Annotated in this window: 18 protein-coding genes; 6 read left to right on the top strand and 12 right to left on the bottom strand. The window is 71.1% G+C overall.

All coding sequences use genetic code 11. The features are described 5' to 3' along the window. Nucleotides 1-161: 161 nt before the first annotated feature. The 5 genes from ACIBCK_RS10890 to ACIBCK_RS10870 all read left to right on the top strand — a co-directional run bounded on the left by ACIBCK_RS10890 (nucleotide 162) and on the right by ACIBCK_RS10870 (nucleotide 5,053). On the top strand, nucleotides 162-944 hold the full coding sequence (locus ACIBCK_RS10890) for an MHYT domain-containing protein (RefSeq protein WP_399388817.1): 783 nt from the start codon (nucleotides 162-164) through the stop codon (nucleotides 942-944). A gap of 147 nt (nucleotides 945-1,091) precedes the next feature. Then, complete coding sequence (locus ACIBCK_RS10885) at nucleotides 1,092-3,569, top strand: nitrate- and nitrite sensing domain-containing protein (protein ID WP_399388816.1); 2,478 nt, start codon at nucleotides 1,092-1,094, stop codon at nucleotides 3,567-3,569. Further along, nucleotides 3,566-4,030, top strand: a complete 465-nt coding sequence (locus ACIBCK_RS10880; RefSeq protein ID WP_399388814.1) for a roadblock/LC7 domain-containing protein — start codon at nucleotides 3,566-3,568, stop codon at nucleotides 4,028-4,030. The genes ACIBCK_RS10885 and ACIBCK_RS10880 overlap by 4 nt, the downstream gene beginning before the upstream one ends. After that, nucleotides 4,027-4,476, top strand: a complete 450-nt coding sequence (locus ACIBCK_RS10875; protein WP_399388812.1) for a DUF742 domain-containing protein — start codon at nucleotides 4,027-4,029, stop codon at nucleotides 4,474-4,476. The genes ACIBCK_RS10880 and ACIBCK_RS10875 overlap by 4 nt, the downstream gene beginning before the upstream one ends. After that, nucleotides 4,457-5,053: a GTP-binding protein gene (locus ACIBCK_RS10870; protein WP_399388810.1), complete on the top strand. Its 597-nt coding sequence runs from the start codon at nucleotides 4,457-4,459 to the stop codon at nucleotides 5,051-5,053. Before ACIBCK_RS10875 ends, ACIBCK_RS10870 begins: the two co-directional genes overlap by 20 nt. Before the next feature lie 22 nt (nucleotides 5,054-5,075). On the opposite strand, the gene ACIBCK_RS10865 is transcribed toward ACIBCK_RS10870, so the two are convergent. From ACIBCK_RS10865 to ACIBCK_RS10825, 9 genes are all read right to left on the bottom strand, one after another. Then, nucleotides 5,076-5,843 carry a hypothetical protein gene (locus tag ACIBCK_RS10865; protein WP_399388808.1) on the bottom strand — a complete coding sequence of 256 codons (768 nt, stop codon included), beginning with the start codon at nucleotides 5,841-5,843 and terminating at the stop codon, nucleotides 5,076-5,078. Between the two features lie 230 nt (nucleotides 5,844-6,073). Next, nucleotides 6,074-6,646, bottom strand: coding sequence for an FG-GAP repeat domain-containing protein (locus ACIBCK_RS10860; protein WP_399388936.1), 573 nt, complete (start codon nucleotides 6,644-6,646; stop codon nucleotides 6,074-6,076). Between the two features lie 170 nt (nucleotides 6,647-6,816). Next, the gene (locus tag ACIBCK_RS10855; protein ID WP_399388807.1) at nucleotides 6,817-8,034 is read right to left on the bottom strand and encodes a geranylgeranyl reductase family protein; all 1,218 of its coding nucleotides are present in this window, start codon (nucleotides 8,032-8,034) and stop codon (nucleotides 6,817-6,819) included. A 43-nt stretch (nucleotides 8,035-8,077) separates the two neighbouring features. Beyond that, a complete protein-coding gene (locus ACIBCK_RS10850; RefSeq protein ID WP_399388805.1) occupies nucleotides 8,078-14,557 on the bottom strand; it encodes an SDR family NAD(P)-dependent oxidoreductase in 6,480 nt (2,159 codons plus the stop codon). Nucleotides 14,558-14,853: 296 nt separating this feature from the next. Further along, nucleotides 14,854-16,215, bottom strand: a complete 1,362-nt coding sequence (locus ACIBCK_RS10845; protein ID WP_399388934.1) for a cellulose binding domain-containing protein — start codon at nucleotides 16,213-16,215, stop codon at nucleotides 14,854-14,856. 74 nt (nucleotides 16,216-16,289) lie between these two features. Continuing rightward, a complete protein-coding gene (locus ACIBCK_RS10840) occupies nucleotides 16,290-17,855 on the bottom strand; it encodes a beta-N-acetylhexosaminidase (protein WP_399388803.1) in 1,566 nt (521 codons plus the stop codon). 50 nt (nucleotides 17,856-17,905) lie between these two features. Beyond that, a complete protein-coding gene (locus tag ACIBCK_RS10835; RefSeq protein WP_399388802.1) occupies nucleotides 17,906-18,742 on the bottom strand; it encodes a carbohydrate ABC transporter permease in 837 nt (278 codons plus the stop codon). Continuing rightward, entirely contained in the window at nucleotides 18,739-19,623 is an 885-nt protein-coding gene (locus tag ACIBCK_RS10830; RefSeq protein WP_399388933.1) for a carbohydrate ABC transporter permease, read from the bottom strand. The genes ACIBCK_RS10835 and ACIBCK_RS10830 overlap by 4 nt, the downstream gene beginning before the upstream one ends. 120 nt (nucleotides 19,624-19,743) lie before the next feature. Further along, nucleotides 19,744-21,012, bottom strand: a complete 1,269-nt coding sequence (locus tag ACIBCK_RS10825; protein WP_399388800.1) for an extracellular solute-binding protein — start codon at nucleotides 21,010-21,012, stop codon at nucleotides 19,744-19,746. Nucleotides 21,013-21,277: 265 nt separating this feature from the next. Between ACIBCK_RS10825 and ACIBCK_RS10820 the strand changes: the two genes are divergently transcribed. Next, nucleotides 21,278-22,096 carry a GntR family transcriptional regulator gene (locus tag ACIBCK_RS10820; RefSeq protein ID WP_399388931.1) on the top strand — a complete coding sequence of 273 codons (819 nt, stop codon included), beginning with the start codon at nucleotides 21,278-21,280 and terminating at the stop codon, nucleotides 22,094-22,096. Nucleotides 22,097-22,140: 44 nt separating this feature from the next. Here the strand turns inward: ACIBCK_RS10820 and ACIBCK_RS10815 are convergent, their stop codons facing one another. The 3 genes from ACIBCK_RS10815 to ACIBCK_RS10805 form a co-directional block, all read right to left on the bottom strand. Next, nucleotides 22,141-23,250 (bottom strand): serine hydrolase domain-containing protein, encoded by a 1,110-nt coding sequence (locus ACIBCK_RS10815; RefSeq protein ID WP_399388929.1) that lies wholly within the window; start codon nucleotides 23,248-23,250, stop codon nucleotides 22,141-22,143. A 309-nt stretch (nucleotides 23,251-23,559) separates the two neighbouring features. Continuing rightward, nucleotides 23,560-25,032: an FG-GAP and VCBS repeat-containing protein gene (locus ACIBCK_RS10810; RefSeq protein WP_399388798.1), complete on the bottom strand. Its 1,473-nt coding sequence runs from the start codon at nucleotides 25,030-25,032 to the stop codon at nucleotides 23,560-23,562. Between the two features lie 175 nt (nucleotides 25,033-25,207). Next, entirely contained in the window at nucleotides 25,208-25,771 is a 564-nt protein-coding gene (locus tag ACIBCK_RS10805) for a dihydrofolate reductase family protein (protein ID WP_399388797.1), read from the bottom strand. Between the last annotated feature and the right edge of the window lie 76 nt (nucleotides 25,772-25,847).

Genomic DNA, 25,847 nt, shown 5'->3' with positions numbered 1-25,847 from the left:
CGATCAGTGATGGTCCTCTGTGCGTGCAGGCCCGTGAACTCGGGCTTTACTGTTCGGTAACCCTCACATGAAGCGGATTTCGTGCCTCCGGGCCAGAGATCCACTGCGTGCTAGCGTCCCGGATCGCCGGGGGGCCGACACAGCGAAGTGAGAGGAATCCCGTGGGTCACATGCACCACATGGCAGGAGGCTGGGCCACTCCGGTCCTGTCGTACGCCATGGCCGTCGTCGGCGCCGCGCTGGGACTGCGCTGCACCGTGCGCGCCCTGGCAGCCGGGGGGCGTTCCAAGCGGAACTGGCTGATCAGTGCCTCCGTCGCCATCGGCGCCGGCATCTGGACCATGCACTTCATCGCGATGCTCGGCTACACCGTCGAGGGCACCGCCATCCGCTACGACATTCCGCTGACGCTGCTCAGCCTCGTCGTCGCCATCGCCGTCGTCGGCGCGGGCGTCTTCACCGCCGGTTACGGAAAGTCCCGGCCGCGGTCCGTCGCGCTGGGCGGTATCGGTACCGGTCTCGGCGTCGCCGCGATGCACTACATCGGCATGGCGGCCGCTCAGCTCAACGGCTCGTTCTCGTACGATCCCGCTCTCGTCGCCGCCTCCGTGCTGATCGCGATCGCCGCCGCCTCCGCCGCCCTGTGGGCCGCGCTGTCCGTACGGGGGCCCGCCGTCGCGGCCGTCGCCTCGCTCGTGATGGGCCTGGCGGTGAGCAGCATGCACTACACGGGCATGGCCGCCGTCTCGGTGCACGTGCACGCCGGCACCGCGCCACTGCAGGGCGCGAGCGCCACCGCCTTCATCCTGCCGCTCGCCGTGGTGCTCGGCTCCTTCCTCTTCTTGACCTGCGCGTTCGTCGCGCTGTCCCCCACGGCGCGTGAGCGCGCCGAGAGCGAGGCCGCGGCCCGCCCGCTGCACGAGGTCGAACTCCCCGTCGCCTGACGGCAGCCGGCCCGCCCCGGCCCGCGCCCGCCCTCTCCCCCGCCGCGGCACGCCCTTGCGTCACGCACGCCGGCGCCGCGCATTCCCCCGGGCCGACGCACTGCGCGCGCCCCGCACACTCCTGCACCGCCAAGGAGCCCCTTCGTCATGCCCGCACGCCCTCTGGTGCCCGAACGCTGGCGCCCCAAATCGATCCGCGCGAAGGTCGTCACGCTGCTGACCGTGCCGGTCCTCTCGCTGATGGCCCTGTGGGGACACGCGGCCGTCACCACCGCCTCCCAGGTCTCATCCACCGAGCAGCTGCGCCAGATCAACGCGACCCTGGTGCGGCCCGTCGCACACTTCACCTCCGCGGTGCAGGACGAGCGAGCCGCGGCCCTGAAGTACCAGGCCACGCCCGGCGGCGCCGCCCGCGACGACTTCGACGCCGCCCAGGCCCGTACGGACAAGACCGTCACGGCGCTGCGCGCGGGTGTCCGCTCCAGCAGCACCGACCTCGCCGCCCTCGACGCGGCGCTGCCCGGCCGGGTGCGCTCACTGCTCGCGAGCGCCGGGGCGCTCGGTGAACGGCGCGACAGCACGCGCGGCGCCTCGGCCGTGCTCTCCGACTACGGCCAGGCCGTCGACCGGGCCTTCGCGGTCCGCTCCAAACTCGCGGGCGCCGATCAGCCCGACCGCGCGTCCGCCACCCGTACCGTGCTCGAACTGGCCCGCTCCCGCGAGGCGTTGAGCCGCCAGGATGCCGTGCTCGGCGCCGCGCGGGCGAGCGGGACCATGTCCGCGGCCCAGTACCGTACGTTCGTCGGCGATGTCGCACAGGAGCGTGGTTTCGCCGACGCGGCGGTGTCCGACCTGCGGGCCGAGGACGCCACCGCCTACCGCAAGGTGCTCGACTCCCCCACCGCCGCCGACCTGGCCGACGCCCAGGACGACATCCTCGCCGCCGGCCCGTCCGGCGCCGCGACCGCCGTGACCGACGCGCGCTGGCACTCGGCCGCCGGGCCCACCCTGTCCGGGCTCGCCGCCGCGGAGGGGGACGCGATCGGCACGGGCGCCGACGCCAAGCCGTACTCCCTGTCGAACCTCGGCAGTTCCGGCCTCGCCGTACTGCTCGGCCTGCTCGGTGTGATCCTCGCGCTGCTGCTCTCCGTACGCATCGGACGCGGGCTCGTCGCCGACCTGACCGGACTGCGCAACTCCGCGCTGGAGCTCGCAGCCCATCGGCTGCCGGCCGCCATCCGCCGCATCCACGGCGGTGACACCCTCGACCTGGAGAAGGAGGCACCGCTCTCCCGCGACCCGGTCCGGGACGAGATCGGCCAGGTCGGTGCGGCGCTGACCACGGTGCAGCGCGCCGCCTTGCGCGCCGTCGCGGGGCGCGCCGCCGTCTTGACAGGCGTCTCCGGCGTGTACGTCAGCCTGGCCCGCCGCAGCCAACTGCTGCTGCACCGGCAACTGGAACTCCTCGACACCATGGAGCGCCGCACCGAGAACCCCACGGACCTGGAGGACCTCTTCCGCCTCGACCACCTGACGACGCGGATGCGCCGCCACGCCGAGTCCCTCCTGATCCTCTCCGGCTCCGCGCCCGGACGCGCCTGGCGCACACCGGTCCCGCTGATCGACGCCGTGCGCGCGGGCATCGCGGAGACCGAGGACATCGAGCGGGTCCACCTGGACAACATTCCCGACCTGCGGCTCGCCGGTTCGGCGGTCGCCGACCTCATCCACCTGGTCGCCGAACTCACCGAGAACGCCGCCTCGTACTCCCCGCCGCACACCCCCGTGATGGTGCGCGCCGAGGAGGTCGGGGCGGGCGCCGTCCTGGAGATCGAGGACCGCGGTCTCGGCATGGGCGACGAGGCGCTCGCCGCGGCCAACGAGAAGATCCAGGCCGCGGACGTGGACCTGCTCGACTCGCGCCAGCTCGGCCTGTTCGTGGTCAACCGCCTCGCCCAGCGCCAGCACATCGAGGTGACGCTGCGCCGCTCGGTCTACGGCGGCATCACCGCCCTCATCTTCCTCCCGCAGCACCTCCTGGAGGCCCCGCACCCGGGCCTGCGGTCACTGCCGCAGCGGTCGGGGGTGGAGGGGTCCGGTCCCGCGACCGCTCCTGAGCCGCATCTGACGCGCATCCCCGCCCAGCGGGAGCGCAGCCAACGGCCGACGGTGGCACCGGCACAAGCACCGGCACCGGCACCCGCACCCGCACCCGCACCCGCCAGGGAGCCTCGCCCGGTGGACAGCGGCGACCCTGCGCCCCGCCAACTCCCCGGCCACGCCCGGCACGCCGCACCCCAGCGACCGGACAGCCCGGCCGCCCCCACCGCGCGACCCACCCCGGCCCTGGCACCGGCCCCGGCCCCGGACGACGAGAGCCAACTGCCGCGCCGGGTACGCCAGGCCAGCCTCGCGCCCGAACTCCGCACGGACCAGGACGCGGCCCAAGGCCCCGAACCCGGCCCGCGCGTGCGCTCCCCCGAAGCCGCCCGCGCCACGATGGCGTCGCTGCGCTCCGGTCGGCGCCGCGCCTCCGCCACCCGCGACGAACCGGCCGGTCCACACGCACCCGGCCCCGAGTCCTACCACCACACTGCGAACGACGAAGGGTCCCAAGACCGATGACGCCGACCTACTCCGTCACCACCGTGGGCGATCCGAGCGACGGCCACGGCGCGGGCGGCATCGACTGGCTCCTGGACGACCTCGTCGACCGCGTCGCGGAGGTGCGGCACGCGATCATGCTCTCCACCGACGGACTGTGCGTCGGGGCCTCGCAGGCGATGGGCCGCGACGAGTCCGAGCGCTTCGCCGCCATCGCCTCCGGCTTCCACTCCCTCGCCAAGGGGGCCGGCCGGCACTTCGACGCGGGCGGCGTCGTCCAGACCATGGTCGAGCTGCAGGACGGCTTCCTCTTCGTGGTCGCCGCCGGCGACGGCTCCTGCATCGCGGTCTTCACCGACGGACACGCCGACATCGGCCTGGTGGCCTACGAGATGGCCCTGCTGGTCGACCGGGTGCGCGAACATCTCACCGTGCCCATGCGGTCGGACGACGCTCCGACACCGGACGGCGAGGCCTCATGACGGGCCGGCCCTCCAACCGCCACCCGGGCAGCCAGGGCGGACCGGGCGAGCGCTCCGCCGAGGCCTGGACCGACCGGTACGACGCGGAGGCCGGCCCCCTGGTCCGGCTCTACGCCATGACCGCCGGGCGTGCCCGCACGGACAACGGCGCCGAGCGCGTCGACCTGATGGCGATCGTGCGGCCCACCGCCGGCACCCCGCGCAGCCCGCTGCCGCCCGAGCAGCGCGCGCTGTTGGCGCTGAGCGCCCAGGGCCCGAGCCCCGTGGCTGACCTCGCTTCGGACTCGGGGCTGCCCCTCGGTGTGGTGCGGGTCCTGCTCGGCGACCTCACGGCCCAGGGCCTGATCCACATCACCCCGCCCGAGTCCACCGCCACCGCCGCCGGGAGCGAACATCCTCCCGCCCATCTCCTGCGAGAAGTGATCAATGGCCTCCGCGCACTCTGACCGCACGCGGCATTCGGCGACCGCCGACTTCACCGCGCTCAAGCTCCTGATCGCCGGCGGCTTCGGCGTCGGGAAGACCACGCTGGTGGAGTCGGTCAGCGAGATCCGCCCCCTGCGTACCGAGGAACCCCTCACCGAGGCCTCCCGTCCGGTGGACAGCCTCAAGGGGGTGGCCACCAAGTCCACGACCACGGTCGCCATGGACTTCGGCCGCATCACCCTGCGCGACAACCTCGCCCTGTACCTGTTCGGCACGCCCGGTCAGGACCGGTTCTGGTTCGTCTGGGACGAGTTGGCCACGGGCAGCCTCGGCGCGGTCGTCCTCGCCGACACCCGAAGGCTCGCGGACTGCTTTCCCGCCGTGGACTACTTCGAGAGCCGCGGCATCCCGTTCATCGTCGCCGTGAACTGCTTCGACGGGATCCGCAGCCACTCCCCCGAGACTGTGGCCCGCGCCCTTGACCTGAACCCCGACACTCCCGTCCTGCTCTGCGACGTACGCGAGAGGGAGTCCGGCAAGGAGGTCCTGATCTCCCTGGTCGAGCATGTCCTGAGCCGGGAGCTGATCGCCCACTGACGCCGTCCCGGAGCGTCGGCCGTCAGTAGCGGTGGCCCGGCCAGTGCGGATCGCTCCAGCGGTCCTCATCGGTGAGCCCGAGCAACCGTATGCGGTGCTGCAGATCCTGCGACGCGCCCGCCTCCCGGAGCCGTGTCGCGCCGTGGCCGAGGAGCCAGGTGACCAGGTCGGCGCGCATCGTCTCCTCGTCGTGGTCGTACCAGTGGACGTACCACGGAAGGCTGTCTCCCAGGAGCTCGTACTCCCACTTGGCGGCAGCCTCGGCGAGCCGTCGGTCGCTGAGGCTGCCGGTCTGCTGCTCCCAGTCGGCGAGCCAGGGCCGGAGCGTTCCGGACGCCTCGGCACACACCGCGAACACCTGGTGTGCCGGGACGGCCGCGTCCGGATCGGTGAGGCTCGTGACCCACCAGGCATGCAGGAACTCGCGTACGGGACCGGCGTGGTCGGCGGGCCACTGCTGCCATCTGCCGCGGGCGAAGGAGTCCCCGGCCTCCTCGAGGCCGAACAGGGGTTCCGCGCGACCTTCGACCAGGGCGGTGGCGAACTGCGGCAGGATGCGGCGCAGTACGGCCGCGTGATCGCTCCAGTCGGTGGCCTGCCAGGCTCTGCGCAGGAGGTCCGGGTCCAGTTCGGCATCCGGCGTCTTCAGAAGAGCGAGGTCCTCCGGACTGCCCCAGTGACATTCGCAGTTGTGCTCGTCCGGGCGTGCGGTCATGCCGCGGAAGGTGACGGAGAGGTTCTCCAGGGCGGCGCTGAGGCGGTCGTGCGCGGGAGGGACGGTGAGATGCAAGGTGTACTCGGCCTTCGAGGACTCCGTACGGCTCGCGCCGGCCGAAGATGTGCACGTTACTCCAGCCGTGCGGGATCCGGTATCGAGATCACGCAGCGGATGCCATCGAGGTCCACTGCTGGGTCGCAGCGGAGACGTACCGACTGATATACGAAGCCCCTGGGCGGTAGGCATCAGGCAGCATGGCGCCGCCGGTGCGCGAAGGGCGGTCCGGCGACACCCAGTTGGGGTCAGGAGCAGGGCTTGTAGAAGTGCTTCCACCCATCGGTTGGCATGGCCGGCGGCTCGGCCGGGGTCCCGGTCTCGCCGTACTTCTGCTGCAGTTCGTAGTCGTACGAGCCGGGGCCGCCGACCGGCTTCGTCAGGCGGATGGACCGCTCCCACACGCCGTCGCCCGCGTTGTTGAGGACCGCGAGGTCCGGGTACGCGTCGTCCCCGTAGTGGGCGATGCGCAGTTGCTTGGCCTCGCCCTGGGTGCCGATGTCGGAGCGCTTGGCGGCGGCGGAGCCCAGGTTCGACCGCTTGAGCGGGCCGGGGCGGAACTCGGCGACGCGTGCGGTGTTGGGGTCGTCCGCGCCGGAGGGCGTGACGAGGTTGACGACCATGTCCAGGGTGCCGTCGTTCTGGAAGTCGGCGACCGCGGCGGTGGCGACCTCGCCCGTCTTCGCACCGAGGAGCTCGGCGACGTTCTGCTCGCTGCCGAAGGAGCCGTCCGCGGCTCCCCACTGGACGGTCATCTTGGTGCCGGTGTGCCCCGGGTTGATGATCTTGTCGGGGCGCTTGTCGCCGTCGAGGTCGCCGATCAGTGTCGTGGCGCCGGACAGGCACGGGACCGTTCCTGCGGAACATCTGCGAACTCCTCAGTGGGTGTTGTTCTCTCCTTGGAACAACACCCACTCTGGCCGGGGCCACTGACGCAGTACTCCCGCCCCGCTACCTTCCGACTAGCGCACGTCAAAGGGCGCGATACGGGTCACCCCTTGGCGAGTGCCTTGGTGGCTCCTGGTGAAAACCGGCCGGCCAGGGCCGTGGCGGTGCGCGCGACCGGGGTGGTCATGATTCCCGCCACGCTGGTGTGGCCGGATACGTACGCGTCGAGTCGTCGCCACGCCGGGGGCAGCCGGGTCAGTGCTGTGTGGACGAGGCCGGGGCTACGGCTGAAGAGGCCCATCAGCACGCTGCTGGCGCGCATTTCGACCCCGAGCACGTCGTTGATCTGCCGTCCGTACTCGGCGGCGACGGTGCCCGCCTCCTGGCCCGCGGCGGCGACCAGGCGGGTGGCCGCGTGACCAGCGAGATCGCCTGAGCGCAGGGCATAGGAGATGCCCTCCCGCGACCAGTGGTCGACGAGCGCCGCCGCGTCACCGGCGACCAGTACACGCCCCCGGGCCAGCGGGGAGTCGGAGCGGCGGCATCTGGTCAGGTGGCCGGTGTCGTGAAGGGGGCGTGGGCCCAGAAGGCCGTGGCGGCGGAGGAAGTCCTCCTTGTAGGCGCGCAGGGCGGCCGGGTTGCCGCGGGCAGCCACCACGCCGCCGGTGCAGACGTCCCCCTTGGGGAACACCCAGCCGAAGGAGCCGGGCAGTGGGCCCCACTCCATCAGCGCCCGGCCTCGCCACCGTTCGGCCGTCCTGGCGTCGACCGGGACCTCCGCTTCCAGGGCGAGGTCGACCTGGGCGCACTCCACGCCCACGTAGCGGGCGACTCTGCTGGCGCTGCCGTCGGCGCCGACGATCGCTCGGGCGCGGAGGGTCTCGCCGCGGTTGGTCTTCACCGTGACGGTGCCGTCGTCCTGTTGGTCCAGGGTGGTCAGCGCGGTGCTGTCCTGGACCTTGGCGCCTGCCGCCGCGGCCAACTCGGTCAGCGCGGCGTCGAGTTCACTGCGGTAGACCATGGCACAAGTCGGCGTTGCGCAGTCGAGGGTGCGTTCTTTGGTGCCGTTGAGGGAGAAGGTGAACCGGCCGGCCGTGTCGTAGACGTTCAGGGGCAGGCCGGGGGGCAGAGCGGCGAGGGAGGCTCCGATGAGCCCCCCGCCGCAGGTCTTGTACCGGGGGATGGCGGCGCGCTCCAGGAGCAGCGTCCGGCAGCCGGTCTCGGCGGCGACGCGGGCCGCGGTGGCGCCGGCGGGGCCCGCACCGATGACGATCACATCCCATGTGCCGGGCGCGGGCGTCGAGTTGGAAGGAGGGAGCATTCGGGTCACCTAAGCGGTCGGGTGTGTGGGTGGGCAGGTGAGGTCAGTTGGGGGTGACCGACGTGGTGACCGCGGGCTCCGGCTCATCCTGGGCCTCGTCATGAATCTGCTCGGGATGCAGTCGGGCCAGGAGGTAGCGGGTGAGGGCGAAGGCGGTCGGGTGGGTCCACATCACTGTGGTGGGGATGTCCAGGGCCAGTTCGCGCTGGAGGCGGTTGCGCAGCGCGATGGCCATGAGTGAGTCGAGGCCGAGCGATACGAGGGAGGTGTTGGCGTCCAGCCGGTCGGCGCCCAGGCGCAGCACTGCGGCGATGTGGCCGACGACCTCGGGTTGCAGCATCTGCTGACGCTGCTGCGGACTGTCGGTTTCCCGCAGGGCGTCCAGCAGGGCGCTCCGTCCGCCGAGGGGTTCCGCACCCGCTTCAGGAGCGGCCATCTCCGCGAAGAAGGCGGTGCGTCCGGTGTCCGGGTAGGACTCGAGCCACCGGGACAGGTCGATGGGCGTGTAGGCGGTGCGGTCGCGGTCGTGAGCGAGGATGCGCTCCAGAGCCGCGATCCCCTCCTCGGGCGTGATCATGGCGTAGCCACGGTCCTCCATCACCGCGCCGCGCCCCACCTGCGCCCAGGGACCCCAGTTGATGCAGGTCGTCGGCAGACCCAGGCCCCGGCGCCAGGAAGTGAACTCGTCCAGCCAGCCGTTGGCGGCCGCGTAGGCGCCCTGGCCGGGGTTGCCGAGGAGGGAAGCCGCGGAGGAGAAGTTCACCCACCAGTCCAGGTCCAGGCCGTCGACGGCCTGGTGGAGCAGCCAGGCGCCCGTCGCCTTGGGCCGCCAGACCTTCTCCAGGAGGTCCGCGGAGAGGTTGGTGACGGTGGCGTCCTCGACCACGGCCGCGGCGTGCACGACACCGCGCAGGGGGTGGCCCGAGTCCAGGGCGGACCGTACGAGGGTGTCGGCGACGCCCGGCTCGGCGAGGTCTCCGCGTACGACCTCGACTCGGGTGCCGAACTCCTCGGTGAGGGCGTCGAGAGCGGCGTCGGCGTCCGCGGTGGGGGCGCTGCGGGAGGTGAGGACGACGGCGGCAGCGCCGCGTTCGGCGAGCCACCGGGCGACGAGCAGGCCGAGGCCGCCGAGTCCACCCGTGACGAGATAACTCGCGTCGGACCTGACGACGGGGACGTCCTCGGGGCGCATGGGCAGGGTGTCGGTGCCCGTGGCCGGCCAGGTGAGGACGAGTTTGCCGGTGTGCCGGGCGCCGGCCATGGTGTGGAAGGCCGACGGCGCTTCGGCGACGGGGTGCTCGGTGACGGGCAGCGGCGGCAGGGTGCCCTCGGCGAGCATGCCGCCGAGTTCGCGGTAGCCCTCGGCGAGCAGCTCCGGGTCCTGCTGCATCATCATCAGTACGTCGACGCCGGTGAAGGTGACGTTGTTGCGGAAGGGCAGCAGGCCCAGGCGGGTGTTGGCGTAGATGTCCCGCTTGCCGAGTTCGATGAACCGGCCCCGGTGTGCCAGCAGGTCGAGACCGGCGGTCTGCGCCGGACCCGTGAGGGAGTTCAGTACGACGTCGACGCCGCGGCCGGCGGTGAGTTCGCGCACCTGGTCGGCGAAGTCCAGGGTGCGGGAGTCCATGACGTGCTCGATGCCAAGACCCCGCAGGTAGGCCCTCTTGGCCTCGCTTCCGGCAGTGGCCAGGACCTCCGCGCCGGACGCTCGGGCGAGGTTCAGCGCTGCCAGACCGGTGCCGCCGCTCGCCGAGTGGATGAGTACCTTCTCCCCCGACCGCAGCCGGGCCAGGTGCCGCAGGGCATACCAGGCCGTCAGGTAGGCGCAGGGCAGGGCGGCGGCGTCCGGTGTGCTCATTGCGTCCGGCACCGGCAGGAGGCAGTCGGCGTGGACGGTGGCGAAGGAGGACATGACCGCTGACTGGGACCCGTCGACGAACATGGCGGCCACGCGGTCGCCTTCGCGCACGTGGTGGACGCCTGCCCCGAGTGCGGTGACGACGCCCGCGCCGTCGAACGCGCTGACGTCCATGGGCTCTTCACCGGCGCTGAACTTCTGGTAGACGCCCATCGCCTGGAGCACGTTGATGAAGTTGACGCTGGTCGCCTCGACCCGGATCTCGACCTCGCCCGGGGCGGGACGGCGGCGCGGCTGGGCCACGAACTCGAAGGAGTCCAGGTCGCCGGGGCGCGCGAGGTGCAGGGCCACACGGTCGCGTCCGCGGTCGACGGAGGTGTGCCGGCGCTCCCGCTCGTCCAGCGGGGCGGTGCGCAGGCGCGCCAGGTGACGGGTGCCGTGCCGGTAGGCGATCTCGTCCTGCTCCTGGGGGCAGGCCAGGAGTTCCGCGGCCACTTCCGCGACGGGTGTTCCGGTGTCGGTGTCCAGGACGCTGGGGCGCAGTTCGGGGTGCTCGTAGCTCAGCACCCTGGCGAGGCCGCGCAGACCGGCCTGCCCCAGGTCCGGCAGGTCATCGGGCATGACCTGCTGAGCCGTGGTCGTGAGGGTCCACAGCCGGGGCTTCTGCGTCGCCTGCGCCAGGGAGCGGGCCGTTTCCACCAGGCGGGCGACCTGTCGCCGCGCACGGGCATCCGGCGTCGTGTCGTCGGGTCCGCTGCCGGTCGCCGGCAGGTACACCACGGACCGCGCTGCCTCTCCGTCGGGTCCGCGGGGCGCAGTCGGCGTGGCTCCGTCCGGCGATGTGCTGTCGGCGTCGAGCGTCCGGATGCCTACGACGGCGCCTTGCTGCTCCAGAGCCTCGCCCAGAGCGGTCGCGTACGACAGGCGTCCGGTTTCCGCCAGGAGCGTCCACGTTCCGGGCTCCGTGCTCGGCGCGGGCCGCTCGCTCGGCTCCCAGCTGGTGCGCAGCAGGCGGTGGGCGAAGCGTTCTTCGGCGCTCTCGGCGGGTACGTGCCGGAATTCCACTCCGGTGGCGTCCGCGACCAAGCTTCCGTCGTCGGCCCACAGCCGGAAGTCCGCCGTGTACCGCTCGCCTTCGAGCACGTGGAGGGTGACCAGGCAGTACCCGCTGAGCGGCACCGTCCCGTAGAGCCGAAGCGTGTCGATGCCGCGGGGCAGGATGCCTCCGGCGGGCACGAGGCCGGTGCGCAGGACGACGGCCGCGACGGCCTGGAGGCAGGTGTCCAGGGCGACGGGGTGCCAGTGCAGGGCCTGCGCTCCGGCCCGGCCCTCGTCCGGGACGCCGATGCGGGCAAGGAGGCGGGCGCCCGGATGGTCGGCGCGCGTCCCGTCCGCGTACAGGGCCTGCAGGCCGAGGAACGGCGAGCCGTGCTGCACTCCGCGCTCTTCGCGCATCTGCCGGTAGACGTCCGCGGGGGCCAGCACCTGCGGGAATTCAGCGAGCAGCTGCTGCGGGTCGCAGCCGTGCGGGGCGGGCTCGTCGTCGGCCGTGCGGTGCAGGGCTGCCTGGGCGTGCTGTACGTGCGTGCCGTCGGCGGCCGTGCTGACGATCCGCCAGCGGGCCGTGTCCGCGTCGGTCCGCTCGGCGGTGGCGGTGATGGAGGTGCCTTCGGACGCCGGCAGCAGCAGCCGCTGCAGATCGATGCCGGTGACGCGCAGGCGCCCGGGAGCGACGGCGTACAGGTCGGTGGCGGCGGCGATGGCCATCTCGCACAGGGCCGCGCCGGGCACCACGGCCACGTCGTTGACCCGGTGGGCGTCGAGCCAGGGGAAGGTGGCCGGGGTGATGCGGGTCTGCCACAGGTGGCGGCCCTCGCCGTCGGGGTCCGCGGTGTGCGGTCCGGTCAGCGGATGCGAGGCCGGGGCGCACTGGGCTCCGCCCGACTGCCGCAGCGGGGACGGATCGACGATGTACCGGGTCCTTTCCCAGGTGGTCGGCGGTACGTCGGCCAGCGCGCCCTCGCCGTAGCGGCCTGCCCAGTCCAGCGGATGTCCCGCGCAGTGCAGGGCCGCCACGTTGGTGTGGAACGCCAGCATGTCGTCGCTGTCGCGCAGCAGGGAGGGTACGACCGCGGTGTCGGTGTGGCCGTGTGCGCTGAGTGTGGACTGCACGGGGTTGGAGAGGACGGGGTGGGGGCCGATCTCCACGAAGAGCCGGTGTCCGTCCTCGGCGGCGGCCTTGACCGCGTCGGTGAAGCGCACCACTTCGCGGAGGTTGTCCGACCAGTAGGAGGCGTCGAAGGCGGCGCGCTCGCGCGGGTCCTCGGAGACGGTGCTGTAGAAGGCGGCCTGCGGTGTGGTGCCGGTGACCTCGGCGAGCGCTTCGGCGAGGTCGGGCAGGATGGGGTCCATGTGGGCGGTGTGCGAGGCGACGTCCACCTCGACCACGCGGATGCCGATCCCGCGGGCGTCCCACTCCTCGGCGAGCCGGCGGATGCGGTCGGCGTCACCGCCGACCACGGTGTTCTCCGGCGACGCGACGACCGCGACGCTCACACCCCGCACATCGCCTTCCGTCAGGAGCCGTTCGACCTCCGCGCGGCTCAGGGCCACAGAGGCCATCAGCCCCTGCCCGGCGGCCCGCAGGATCAGGCGGGAGCGGCGGCAGATGACGCGTACCCCGTCGCGGACGCTCAGCGCTCCCGAGGCGACGGCGGCGGCTACCTCTCCCATGGAGTGGCCGATGACGGCGGCTGGTTCGACGCCGTGGGATCGCCACATCGCCGCGAGGCCCAACTGGATGGCGAAGATAACCGGCTGCACCCGGTCGAACCCGGTCACCACCTCGGGGCGGCCCAGCGTCTCGCGCAGGGAGAAGCCGGACTCCTCGGCCACCAGCGGTTCGAGCTCGTCGATGACCCGGGTGAACTCCGGGTCACGGCCCAGGAGTTGCTGACACATGCCCGCCCACTGCGAGCCGTGTCCCGAGAAGACCCACACCACACCCTGGCCGGCGTCGGGGACCGCCCTGCCGGTGGCCACCCCGGCGGCGGGCGTCGCTCCGACTGCCAGTTCGGCCAGCCGTGCGACCAGCTCCGGCCGGTCGGCGGCGACCACGGCTGCGCGTTCGCGGGAGGGTGACCGGCGCGTGGCCAAGGTGTGGGCCACGTCGGCGAGCGGTGCCTGTGACCCCTCGCCTCTCAGCCACTTCGCCAGGCGATCGGCCGCGGACCGCAGGGCGGCGGGCGTACCGGCGGAGAGCGGGAACACACAGGGCGCTTCGCCGTGGCGGTCCGGTCCGCAGTCGCCAGCCGGCTTCGGGCGGGCGGCTCGCCGGGCGCCGGGGAGCGCGGGGGGCTGTTCCAGTACGACGTGGACGTTGGTTCCGCTGATGCCGAAGGAGGACACCGCGGCCAGCCGGGCGCTGTCCCGTACGGGCCATTCGGTCGTGTCGGTGGGCACGAACAGGCGGGTGCCGCTGGGGTCGATCTGCGGGTTCCAGCCGTTGAAGTGCAGGCTGGCCGGCACCATGCCGTGGCGCAGGGAGGCGATGGCCTTCAGCAGACCCGCCACGCCCGATACCGGTTCGGTGTGACCGATGTTGGTCTTCACCGACCCCAGCGCGCACTGGTCGCGGCCCTTGCCGTAGACCGCGGCAACGGCGGCGAACTCGATGGGGTCGCCCACCGCCGTGCCCGGACCGTGCGCTTCCACCATGCCCACGTCGCCGGCCTCGACGCCCGCACGCTCCAACGCCATGCGGTAGAGGTCGATCTGCGCGGGTTCCGACGGCGCGCTGAGCCGGGTGCCGCGGCCGTTCTGGTTGACGGCCGTGCCGCGCACCACGGACAGGACCCGGTCCCCCGCCCGGACCGCGTCCGAGAGGCGCTTGAGAACGACCACGCCGCACCCTTCGCCGCGGACGTAGCCGTCGGCGCCCTCGCCGAAGGCGTGGCAGCGGCCGGTGGGAGAGAACACACCCCACAGGGCCGGGGCGATGACGCCCTCGGGGCCCAGGGTCAGCATGGCGGCCCCGGCCAGGGCGACGTCCGACTCGCCTGCCCGCAGGCTCTGGCACGCGGTGTGCACGGCGACGAGGCCGGAGGCGCAGGCGCTCTCCATGACGACCTGCGGGCCCTTCAGATCCAGCATGAAACCGACCCGGCCGGGACCGATGCTGTCGAAGCCGGTGTACATGGCGTAGGCGTTGGCCTCTTCCAACGGCCGCTGCACACGCAGCATGTAGTCCTTCTGGTAGATCCCGAAGAACATGCCCGTGGGTGTACCCGCAAGACGCTGCGCGGGGATCCCCGCGTGCTCGATGGCCTCCCAGGCGACCTCGGACAACAACCGGTGCTCCGGGTCCACCCAGGGCGCCTCCTGCGCGTTGATGCCGAAGAACTCCGGCTCGTACGCGTAGACGTCGTCGTCCAGGAAGCAGCCGTACCGCAGCCGGGCCGCCACCTGGGCGGGCAGGCCTGCCAGTTCGGCCTGCTCCCAGCGTTCGGCCGGCACCTCCCGCGCCGTCTCCCGGCGCGCCATCAGCAACCGCCACAGCGAGGAGAGGGACCGGGCCTCGCCCGGGAACCGACAGGCGGCTCCGACGATGGCAATCGGCTCGTCCTGGCCCGCTCCGGTCTCTTCGAGGCCGGGGTGTGCATGCATGGGAGGTCCGTCCTTCATCACGAGTACGTAAGGAAGCGGCCGGCCGCCCGGCGCGCTCTCCACGCCGTCAGATCGATCATGCGTGGAGGCCCCATTTCGTCATGCCTGCGGACAAATCGGTAGGGCGTACGGACGTAACCAGTAGCGCACTTGTGCGTGCGAACGCCTCGATGCAACAGGTTCAGTCGCTTGGGCGGGTTCTTAAACGATCATTGCGTGAAGGGGCGGTACTCCGTGCCAGGGCCCGCACACCACGTGGGTGTGCGGGCACCGGTTGTACGTGTCCGTCCCTCACCTCACGAAGAGGGGACGGTGTCCTCGAAGGCCGTTCCCGCGCTGCGGTACGCGGCCACCTTGGCGGCCACCTGTGCGGGGGTCAGCACGTGGTCCTTGACGTGCAGGACGTAGTCGACCTGCTGGTCGTACGCGCGCGGGGTCGTGCTGGTCTGTCCGGCGAGGTCGATCAGCCACTGGTTGAAGTTGATCGACATGGGCCGCTCCGGCAGATACGCGGCGTCGTGCGTGCCGAACGGCTGCCCGTCGACGTAGTACTTGATGGAGTTGTCGTCGATCGTGACGACCAGGTCGTGCCAGCCCGCGTAGCTCTGCCGGCTCTCGGTGTGCTGGTTGACGGCCTGCCAGGGGTCCGGGTTGTAGGTCTCCCAGGACGTCGCGTACAGGATGTTCGACGGCTCGCCCCAGCCTCCGTTGGGCAGATACTCGAAGTCGTACTCGGCGTAGTCGTCCGCCATCGGCGCCTTGAGGTCGTTGATGGTGAAGAACGTCTGCACCAGGTGGTCGCTGTCCGGACCACTCCTGGGGGCGTCGCTGAACTTCACGCGCGCCGCGTACGTCCCGTTCTTGAACTTCATTGCCTTGGTGAGTACTTCGGTCTGCTTGGTGCTCTCGCCCGTGCCCGCCGTCGATGTCTCCAGGTTCATCACGGAGTTGCCACCGGAGGCGGAGAACGTCACGTTCTGCGGCGCCCAGGTCGCACCCGGCACCCCTGGACCACCGGAGTTGGAGCGCACGTTCCAGCCGTGGGCCGAGATGGCGGGGTCGTCGTGCTTCGTGTAGTTGAAGTCGTCGAAGAGGCTCGCTCCGTCGCCGGGCGGATCGGTCGGGTCGGTCGGATCCGTGGGGTCGTTGCCTTCGGGGGCGGTCCCCCAGACCGTCGCGCCGTCCAGTTGGGCGGTCACCTTCGTCCAGTTCGCGTACGAGGACTGGGCGGCGCCGAAGGAGTAGTCGTCGTGCTGGTTCAGTGACTGCCAGTCGGAGCGGTGGAAGCGGAGCTGGAGGTCGCCACTGTCGGCTCCGGCGGCGAGGGAACCAGCGCCCGAGGTGAATCCGATCTCCAGATAGCGGTCGGCGGTGGCGGTCGGGTGGGCGAGCGTGCCGAAGGTGCCGGTGATGTTGCCGCAGCCCTTCACGGCCCACGAGCAGGCGAAGCGGTAGGTGGCGCTCGCGGACTCGGCCTTGAAGTAGTAGCGCAGCTTCACGCCGCTGAGCGCCACGGCGGATGTACCGGTGTTCTTCACCCTCAGCCAGGGTTCGGCCTGGTCGCTGCCGGTGGAGCCGGTGTGGTACTGCACCGACACATCGCCCGCGGCGGCGCCGGTGGCGGTTGCGGGCAGCGCGGCGAGACCGGTGCAGCCCATCAGGGCGACGAGGGCGCAGCGTGCGGATCTCGTGAGTACGGGGCGGAAGGGCTTTCGGGGCGTTCGTGCAGGACTCATCTCGATTCCTCTCCGGAACGGTGGGGGACGGGGATGTACGGGTCGAACGGTCCGTGCCGCACGCCGAGCGCGGCGAGCCTGGCACCGTGTGCGGTCAGACGTGCGCGTGCCAAGGGCCAGGGGGACGCCCCGTGCCATGCCCGGTCGGCGAGCGCCGCGAGCCGGGGGAAGGCCAGGTAGTCGACGTGTGCGGCGGTGGGGGCGAACTCGGTCCACAACTGGGCCTGTACGCCGAGGAGTTCCCCACCCGTGGTGGGGTCGTCGGGTGGGTCGTGGTCATGCACGGCCCGCAGATCGACCACGGCGCCGGGCTGGGCGGGTGGTTCGGCCGGGGACGCGGACTGGGCGTAGTCGAGGTAGGTGGCCTTGTAGTGGCCGCTGACCACGGCGTGGCCGCGTTTGAGGGCGACCTGGGTGTGCTCGGGGTCGCGCCAGGTCATGACGGTGAACTCGGGCGGCAGGCTTTCGCCCGTCTCCGCCCACGCGGTCGGGATGCGGCCGCGCTCCATGAGGTGGGCGCCGATCCGGCCGAGGAACCATCCTCGTAACTCACCTGGCCCGGACAGACCTTCGGCCTCGATGCGCTCGCGGGCGGCGGCGCTCGCGGCCCATTCGGTCGTGGGGCATTCGTCGCCCCCGATGTGCACATGTGGGGAGGGGAAGATGTCCAGGACGGTGTCGAGGACGGTGCGGCAGAAGTCGAGGGCGGGGTCGTGGACGCCGAGGACCGTGTCGCACACGCCCCAGTGGGTCCACACATCGAGCCGGCGCCCGGGGACGGCGCCGAGTTCGGGGTAGGCGGCGAGGGCTGCGCGGGTGTGGCCGGGCATCTCCACTTCCGGCACGATCGTGACGCCGCGGGCGGTGGCGTAGGTGACGAGGTCGCGCAGTTCCCCGTCGGTGTAGGTGCCTTCGTGCGGCATGCCGTCGAAGACGTCGGACCCGGCGGGGCCCACCATCGACTGTGCACGCCGCCCGCCCACCTCGGTCAGCAGCGGATAGTCGGCGACCGGCAGACGCCAGCCCTGGTCGTCGGTGAGGTGCAGTTGCAGCACGTTCACTTTGTGCAGGGCGAGCAGATCGACGTAGCGGCGCAGGAACGCCACGGGCTGGAAGTGGCGTGCCACATCCAGCATGAAGCCACGCCAGGCGCGCCGCGGCACGTCGGTGATCTCGACGCAGGGAAGGTGCCAGGGCACGCCTGGCCGGGCACGGTGCGACAGGGCCTCGGCGGGGAGCAGTTGTCGTATCGTCTGGATCCCGCGCAGCAGGCCGGTGAGGTGGGCGGCTCGCAGCAGCACGGCGTCGTGCGAGATCGTCAGGCCATAGCCTTCCGTGCCGAGACCGCCGAGCCCCGGGTCGAGGGCGAGGACGAACGGCCCGTCGGGGGCCGGGTGGAGCGGGAGCCCGGTGGCGGGCGCGATGAGGGTACGCAGGAGGGTGGCGGCGGGTTCGGCGCCCGGCGTGATGCGGACAGTGGTGTGCGGGCCGAGCGTGAAGTGGCCCGGACGGTGCGTCAGTTGGGTGGGGGCGGGCACGAGGGCGGGGCGGGACGCGGGCACGGCGGACCTCCGGTGCGGGCGTGGGGATGCGGGACGGGCGCGGTCGCGGGTCAGCCCTTGACGGCGCCGGCGGCGAACCCGGATGTCACGTGTCGCTGCAGCAGCAGGAAGATCGCAAGCGCGGGCAGCGCGAAGAGGGTCGAGGCGGCCATGGTGGCGCCCCAGTCGGTGCCGAACGTGTTGTGGAACGAGGACAGCCACACCGGCAGCGTCCGGTGGTCCTGCTGCTTGATGATCAGGAAGTTGGCGTAGGCGAACTCGTTCCACGCCGTGATGTAGCCGAACAGCGATGTCGCCATCAGACCGGGCGCGAGCAGCGGGAACGCCACGTGCCGGAACGCGCCGAACCGGGTGCAGCCGTCGACCTGGGCCGACTCCTCGAGCTCGGCAGGGATCGTGGCGATGAAGCCGCGCAGCACGACGACGGTGAAGGGCAGCGTCATCATGAAGTAGACGAGGGTCAGGGTCGGCAGCCGGTCGAGCATGCCGGTGTCCCGGGAGATGATGTAGACGGGGATGATCAGGGATTCCCACGGTGCCATCTGCGCGATGAACACCATGAGCATGAACTGACGGCGTCCTCGCCAGCGCATCCGGGCCACCGCGAACGAGGCGCCGAGCGCGACGACCAGGGCGAGAGCCACGGCGGCCAGGGTGACGAGCACGCTGTTGCGCCAGAACAGCGCGAACCCGTCCGCGTCGACGGCCCGCCGGAAATGGTCGAACGTCCAGCTCTGCGGGAGCAGTTGGGGGCTTTCCGACTGGATGTCGCGTGACGGTTTGAAGGCGGTGGTGACCATCCAGTAGACGGGGAAGAGGCAGACGACGACCGTCACGGTGGCCGCGATGTTGAGCGGCAGGCGGCGCAGTGCGCGCGAGGTCGTCACAGCTCGTTCTCCTGTCGGAACATCTGGCGGAAGTAGGCGACAAGGACGCCGGACATGAGCAGCACGGTCAGCATCGACGCGGCCGATCCGAGGTCGTAGCGCTGTTGGGCCAGTGCGGTCTGTACGGCGTAGACGGGCAGGATCGTCGTGGCGTCGCCGGGGCCGCCGCGGGTCATCACCCAGATCTGCACGAACGCCTTGAACGTCCAAATGACTTCGAGGGAGAGCACGAGCATGAAGATCGGCCGGACGATCGGCAGCGTGACGGAGTGGAAGATCCGGAAGCCGGATGCGCCGTCGATGCGCGCGGCCTCGTAGAGCTCGGTGGGCACGGTGGTCAGCGCCGAGTACAGCGTGATCGCGGCGAAGGGCACCGACTGCCACACGACCAGGGTGACGAGGATGGCGAAGGCCGCGGGGCCGTGTGCCAGCCACGGATAGCCTTCGAACCTGCTGAATCCGAGGCCGGTGAGGGCGTGGTTGACGATCCCGAACTCGGAGTGGAAGAGCCACTGGAACACGGTGGTCGCCGCGACCACGGGCATCGCCCAGGTGAGCACGAGCGCGCTGAGCACGGCGGTGCGGCCGAACCGCCCCAGGCGTTCCACCATCAGCGCCACGAGTGTCGAGATGACCATGATCAGTGCGACGTTGACGGCCATGAAGAGGAAGGTGCGGCGCACCACGGCCCAGAACCGCGGGTCGGACAGCAGTTCCGTGTAGTTGTCGAAGCCGGTGAAGTGCGCCTCACCGAGGATGAGCTGGCGCAGGCCGAAGTCCTGGAAGGAGATCAGGACGGCCCGCGCCAGCGGGTAGACGAGCAGGTACAGCATTCCCAGTACCGCGGGTGCCACGAGCAGGTACGGCCAGATGCCGGACATGGTGGCGCGTGGCGCGGTGGTCGGCGTACGCCGAGGCGGTCGGGACACCACCGGCTCACGGGTGATCGTCACGGCGCACTCCTCTCGCTGCGGATTCTGCGGGCGGGGTCAACGCGCTGCTCAGGAGCCGGACTTCATGGCGTCGGTGATGGCGTCGGACGCCTCGGCGGCCTCGCGCTTCGGATCTCCTCCGGTGAGGACGGCGGTGAGGTAGTCCTTGATGGGGTTCTTGGCCTCGACCGCGGCCCAGCCCGGCGTGTTCGGCGTGGCGTGGCCGACGGCCGCTCCGGCCGCCATGGCGGAGGCGCCCGGATCGTCGGCGACCGCGTCGGCGAGCGTGGTCTTGTTGGGGACGTAGCTCATGGCGACGGCGAGCTTCTTCTGCCACTTGTCGCCGGTCAGTTCCTTGACGAAGGTGAACGCGGCGTCGTGGTGCTGCGACACCGTCGGGATCACCAGGTCGGAGCCGCCGGTGAAGACCGCGCCCGGGGTGTCCGCCGTCTTGCCGGGGATGGGGAAGAAGCCCAGCTCGTCCTTGAGTTCAGGGTTGTTCTGGGTGACGACGTTGGCTCCGCCCGGCACGCTGATGAGCTGTGCGACCTGGCCCTTGGCCATGACCTCGGCCTGCGGTGGCTGCGCCTCGTCGGAGTCCTTCGGGCCCTTGCCGAGGGCCTGCAGTTTCTTGTAGAAGGCCATGGCGCGCAATGCCTCGGGGCTGTCCAGCGTGCCCTCCCAGGTGCCGCCCGACTCGGTGGCTAGGTCACCGCCCTCGTCCCAGACGAAGCCCGCGTAGGTGTACCAGTTCTGCCCCGGCAGGTAAATGCCTTGTTGAGAGCCCTTGTTGAGCTTCTTGGTCGCGGCCACCCACTGGTCGCGGGTCTTGATCGCGGCGGCGTCGACGCCGGCCTTCTCGAAGAGGTCCTTGCGGTAGATGACGACGCGGTTCGCCGCGTAGTACGGGATGCCGTACTGCTTGCCCTCCCAGGCTCCCGGCTCGGCGAGCCCCTTGAGCCAGGCGTCACCGCCCAGTCCGTCGACCTTGTCACTCAGGTCGAGGAGGCCGCCGCTCTGCGCGAACTGGGCGACCTGGGTGTTGCCCGTCTCGATGACGTCGGGGGCGTCGTTGCTGGCCAGCGCGGCGGTGACCTTCTCGCCGATGCCGTCCCACTCCTGGATCTGGATGCGTACGTCGATGTCGGGGTGCGCGGCTTCGAAGCGCTTCTCGAAGTCCTTCTGGAAGGCGGACGAGACGCTGTCGCGCATCAGCCACACATCGATCGCGGTCTTCCCACCTCCGGCGGACTCCCCGTCACCGGAGCCGGACGAACAGGCACTGAGCCCGGCGACCGCGACGAGCGCGGAGACACCGGCGAGTAGACGGAACTTCACGGTTCACCTCTGGGGTGCCGGACCTGACCAGCGTCGAACTGGTCAAGTGACCTCTGGTGAGGGAGAAAACTGGCATAGACCATTGGCCGCGTCAACCCCCGCCGCACTCAGGGGAGTTGATGATTCGGTGGTCGATCTCCGTGCTTTCGTGGTCAACTGGTCAGACAGCTGGTTGTACGGCACGAGGGGGCGGACAGTGACCACCGACGCGAACGACGCGGGCGGGACAGCGAAGGCAGGGGTCGGGCGGCGCTCCTCGGGAGCGGTGCTCAAACGGGAGCGGGTCCGTGACCATCTCCTGCAGCTCATCGAGTCACAGCGTCCCGGCGACCCCATCCCCTCGGAGCGTGCGCTCTGCGCGGATCTGGGGGTCTCGCGCCCCACCCTGCGCGCGGCCGTCGACGAACTGGTCGCGGCGGGCGTTCTGGTACGCGAACACGGGCGTGGCATGTTCGTCGCGCCGGAGAAGATCACCCAGGAACTGATCTCACCCGCGCACGGCCTCGAAGTGCCCCGCGCGGGCGGCGCCTGGTCCAGCCGGCTCCTGGAGTTCACGACCATCCAGGCCGGCGCCCGCGTCGGCCGCAAGCTGCGACTCTCCCCCGCCGCCCGGATCGTCTACGTGGCCCGGTTGCGGCTCGTCGACGGCGCCCCGATGGCCATCGAGCACCTGCACATCCGCGCCGATCTGGTGCCCGGACTCTCCGCGCAGGAACTGGAGAGCGGTGATCTGTACGAGCACTTGAGCGAACACCATGACGTTCATGTCCGCGAAGCGACCCAGACGATCGAGCCGACGGTGGTGACCCGGGCCGAGGCGGAGGTGCTCGAAGTGCCCGAGCTCTCCCCCGCTCTGCTGGTCGAGCGGCTCACCTCGGACCACTCCGGCATCCCGGTCGAGTACGTCCACTCGCTGTACCGCGGCGACCGCTACCGCATCGTCTCCCGCCTCACCCTCGGCCCGGCCGCCGCGTCGAGCGCGACACAGCAGCCGGCCGGCCACCACCCCGGCATCCCGCCCGGTGACTTCGCCCACCGGGACACGGTCGCCTCCTCGACCCGCGGCGACGTGCAGGCCATCTGAACGGGAACGCCCCTGCCCCCCTCCCCCCCCCGGGTGCCAACTGCCTACCGCTTGCGCAACAGCGCGCAGACGAAGTTCTCCTCCACGGCCCGCAGCCGCTTCAGCAGATCCGGCTTGTTCGTTTTGTTGATCTGCGTGGTGAGCGAGACGGTCAGCGACCGCTTGCCGTCCGGGGTGGCTGCGATCAGCTGCGTGTAACCGGGGAAGTTGCCCGTGTGGCCGTACACCACACCGCAGCGGGTGGTGTACCGGAAGATGGCCAGACCCGCCTTGTTCTTGCCGGGGCCCGCGGGCTCGGATGCGCCCTTCACCCAGTTCAGCTGCTGATGGCGGGTCCGGTCGGAGATCAGCTTTCCGCCCGCGTAGCCGCGGATGAAGGACGTCATGTCCTTCGGCGTCGAGATGATCCCGCCGGACGCCCACACGCCCGACGCGCTCAGCACCTCGCTGAGGTCCTCGGGCGGGTTCGGCGGGGTGACGTCGTAGCCGTGCATGTAAGGCCTGGGCATCCGGTAGCCCTGCGGCAGGCTGGTGCTGCGCAGGCCCAGCGGGTGGTACACGAGCTCGGCGAGCAGATGCTCGTAGGGGCGGTCCGTCACCGCCTCCGCCATCAGCGCCACGGCGATGTTGTCGGAGTTGGAGTAGGTGTAGCGGGACCCCGGCCGGAACAGCAACGGCTCGTCGGCGACGAAGTCCAGGAGCCGGTGGGAGTCGAAGTGGCGGCGCGGGTTCTCGGTCACCAGGGCCAGGAACTCCGGGTTCGCGCTGAAGTCCGGCAGCCCGCTGGTGTGGTTCAGGAGCTGGCGCAGCGTGACCCGGTGCCATGCGCGCGGCAGCCGGGGAAGCACCTTGCCGATGGTGTCGTTCAGCCGCAGCTTCCCGCGGTCGACGAGCTGGAGGGCGACCGCGCCGCTGTACGCCTTGGCCGTACTGGCGATGCGCATGTGGTCGGTGGCCTTGACCGGACGGTCGGTGCCGGTCTTGGCGAGCCCGGCCCGGTAGATCTCGGTGCGAGATCCGCGCTTGAGGACGGCGATCGCCCCGGGCGGGCCGCCGGGAGCGGTGGTCAGCTCCTGCAACTGCCGTCGCAGTGAACGGTGGTCGTCGGCGGGGACGTCCGCGGACTGGGCCGGGGCCTGCACGAGGCCGGTCATGCAGGCAGCGGCCAGCACAGCGACCAGGGGCAGGCGGACCTGCGGAAGGCTGGGAGTTGGCACGGAAGGACTCCTGAGACGTGAGCGCGGTGGGACGTCAGCACGACCAGCTGCCGGCAGGGCACCTGGTCTTCCGGGCCCACAGGTCTGCCGGCACCAAAGTGCTTCTCACCAGAGGCCTTCCGATTCATCCCATAACAGGATGTACAGAAACAAACCACCGATCAAAGACCTACGTGACGTGGCCGTGCTGCACCTCAATGAGTGACGACGTCCGTCCGTCCCGCTCCCGAGATCGGGCCGCGTCCGCTACGGGATCACCGTGCCGGGGCCGTTGTCGCCGCTCAGGTTCGCGCCGAACAGTGCCTGCCCCGCCGGTGCCCCGATGTCCACCGGGTTGAACGCGACCGACTGCGAGCCCGTCGCGCCCGAGGCGGTGCCGCGCAGCATCCACGCCGCGCCGCCGTTCACGACGGCGCCGAGGTTCTCCCCGGGCGCACCCGCGACCAAGTCCGCCTTGCCGTCCCCCGTCACGTCGAGCACGCGCAGCGACCCGCCGAACACGTCACCGGACTCCGCGACTCCCGGTACACCGGCCGTGTCCTGGTGGAACGCCTGCGCGCCCTTGCCGGTGAGCCCGTCCTTGCCGCCCTTGAGCAGCACGACAGCGCCCGCCTTCGCCTTCGAGCCGATCGCCTCGCCCGGTACACCGGCGGCCAGGTCGGGGTATCCGTCGCCGTTCACGTCGCCCGTGCTCAGCCGTCCGCCGAACTGATCGCCCTTCTCGCTCGCCCCGGGCACGCCCGCCGTGTTCTGCGTGATCGTCTGCGTGCGGGTCTGGCTGGGGCCGGCCGGCGAACCGTAGTAGATCTTGACGGTGCCCGGGTCCTCCTCGGTGCCCTCGGTGTCGCCGCCCGGGAAGATCCGGGTGGCGATGTCGGCGCTGCCGTCCTGGTCGAAGTCGGCGACGGCGGTGCTGGACGCGGAGGACAGGGGCCGCGGGGCGGTGGACAGGCCGGCCTCGGTGCCGAGCCACAGTTTGCCGCCCTCGGCGTGGTTCTCGTAGACGTAGAAGGTCGCGAGGTCTTCGATGCCGTCGCCGTTGAAGTCGCCGGTGGCCGTCGAGTTGATGGAGTTGTCGGTGCTGTACACCTTCACCTGTTGCTCGCGGGCGGGGGTGCCGCCTCGGGCGAAGGGGCCGTAGAGCACGGCGTGGTAGTCGTAGTCCTCGCCGTTGCCCATGAACAGGTCCGCGTTTCCGTCCCCGTCGAAGTCGCCCGCGGTGATGTCGTCCCCGACCTGGGCGTTGGCCGGAGCGCCGACACGGACGGCGCCCTGGCCCGAGACACCGGTCTTCCGGCCCCACAGGACGATCACCGATCCGTTGACGTTGTTCTCCGGCCGGTAGTCGCGGGCGACCACCGCCAGATCGGTCAGGCCGTCGCCGTCCAGGTCGCGGGAGATCATCGTGTAGCCGAAGACCTGGTTGTCGCCGGAGGTGCCGGGGACGCCGGGGGTGTCCTGGGTGATGACCGTCGTGCGCGCGGGGTCGAGGCCGCTCGCCGAGCCGTAGCTGATCGTGATGTGGCCGGCTTGAGCGTGCCCACCGACCTTCGCGCCGGGGGCGGCGACGGCGACGTCCTGGTGGCCGTCGCCGTCGAAGTCCTCGCGCACGGTCGCGCCGTCCTTGGCGGATGCGGTGCCCGCGACGATCGGTACGCCGAGCGTCCCGATCAGAGCGGCGGCCACGGCGGTCGATATGGCGGGTCGGCGGATGCCCACGGTTCCTCCTTGAGCGCGAGCGACGTCGAGACACGTGCGCGCGGATGCGATTCACCTGCGAGACACGCGGAAACGCCCGATGGTTGTGCGGCGAACGGCAACTGAACGGGAGCGGACCCGGCCGTGGCCCCGCGCCGGCAGAGCGAGGCCGCGAGCCGATGCGGCAGTCCTGTCCTCAACGCACCACGCGGTGGCGGAGATAGACGACTTGCGACTCGAAGGTGCGGGTCTCGACGAGTTCGAGGTCCACGCGTCGCTCACGCTGAGGGAAGAACGGGATGCCACCGCCGACCAGCACCGGATAGACCTTGGCCCGGTACTCGTCGATCAGCCCCAGGGCGGCCACCTCAGCGGCGAGCGCCGCGCCGCCGATCGCGATGTTCCCCTTCCCCGGCGCGGCCTTCAACCGCTCGATCTCCTCGGCCAGGCCACCGGAGGCGAGGCGTGCGTTGCCCCGGACCGCTGACAGTGTGGTGGAGAAGACCACCTTCGGGAGTCGGTTCCAGATCGCGGCGAACTCCAGCCTGGAGTCCGGCAGCGAGGGATCCCGCTCGGCGTTCTCCCAGTACAGCATCGTCTCGTAGAGCCGCCGACCCAGCAGATGGACTCCGAGCTCCCGCACCTGGTCGGTGGCGAAGCGGAAGAGATCCTCGTTGGGCCCCGTCCAATCGAAGCCGCCGTCCGGCCCGACGATGTAACCGTCGAGCGAGACGCCCATCGAGTAGGTCACCTTGCGCATCGCAGTCCTCCTCTGTTGAGGGTTTCGACACTAGGACCGCCTGACGCCGTTGGGCTCATCGCGGCTCGCGCGCCGT

The organism is Streptomyces sp. NPDC051218, from assembly GCF_044455475.1.
Taxonomy (GTDB): domain Bacteria; phylum Actinomycetota; class Actinomycetes; order Streptomycetales; family Streptomycetaceae; genus Streptomyces.
This window is presented reverse-complemented; position numbering and strand designations above follow the sequence as displayed.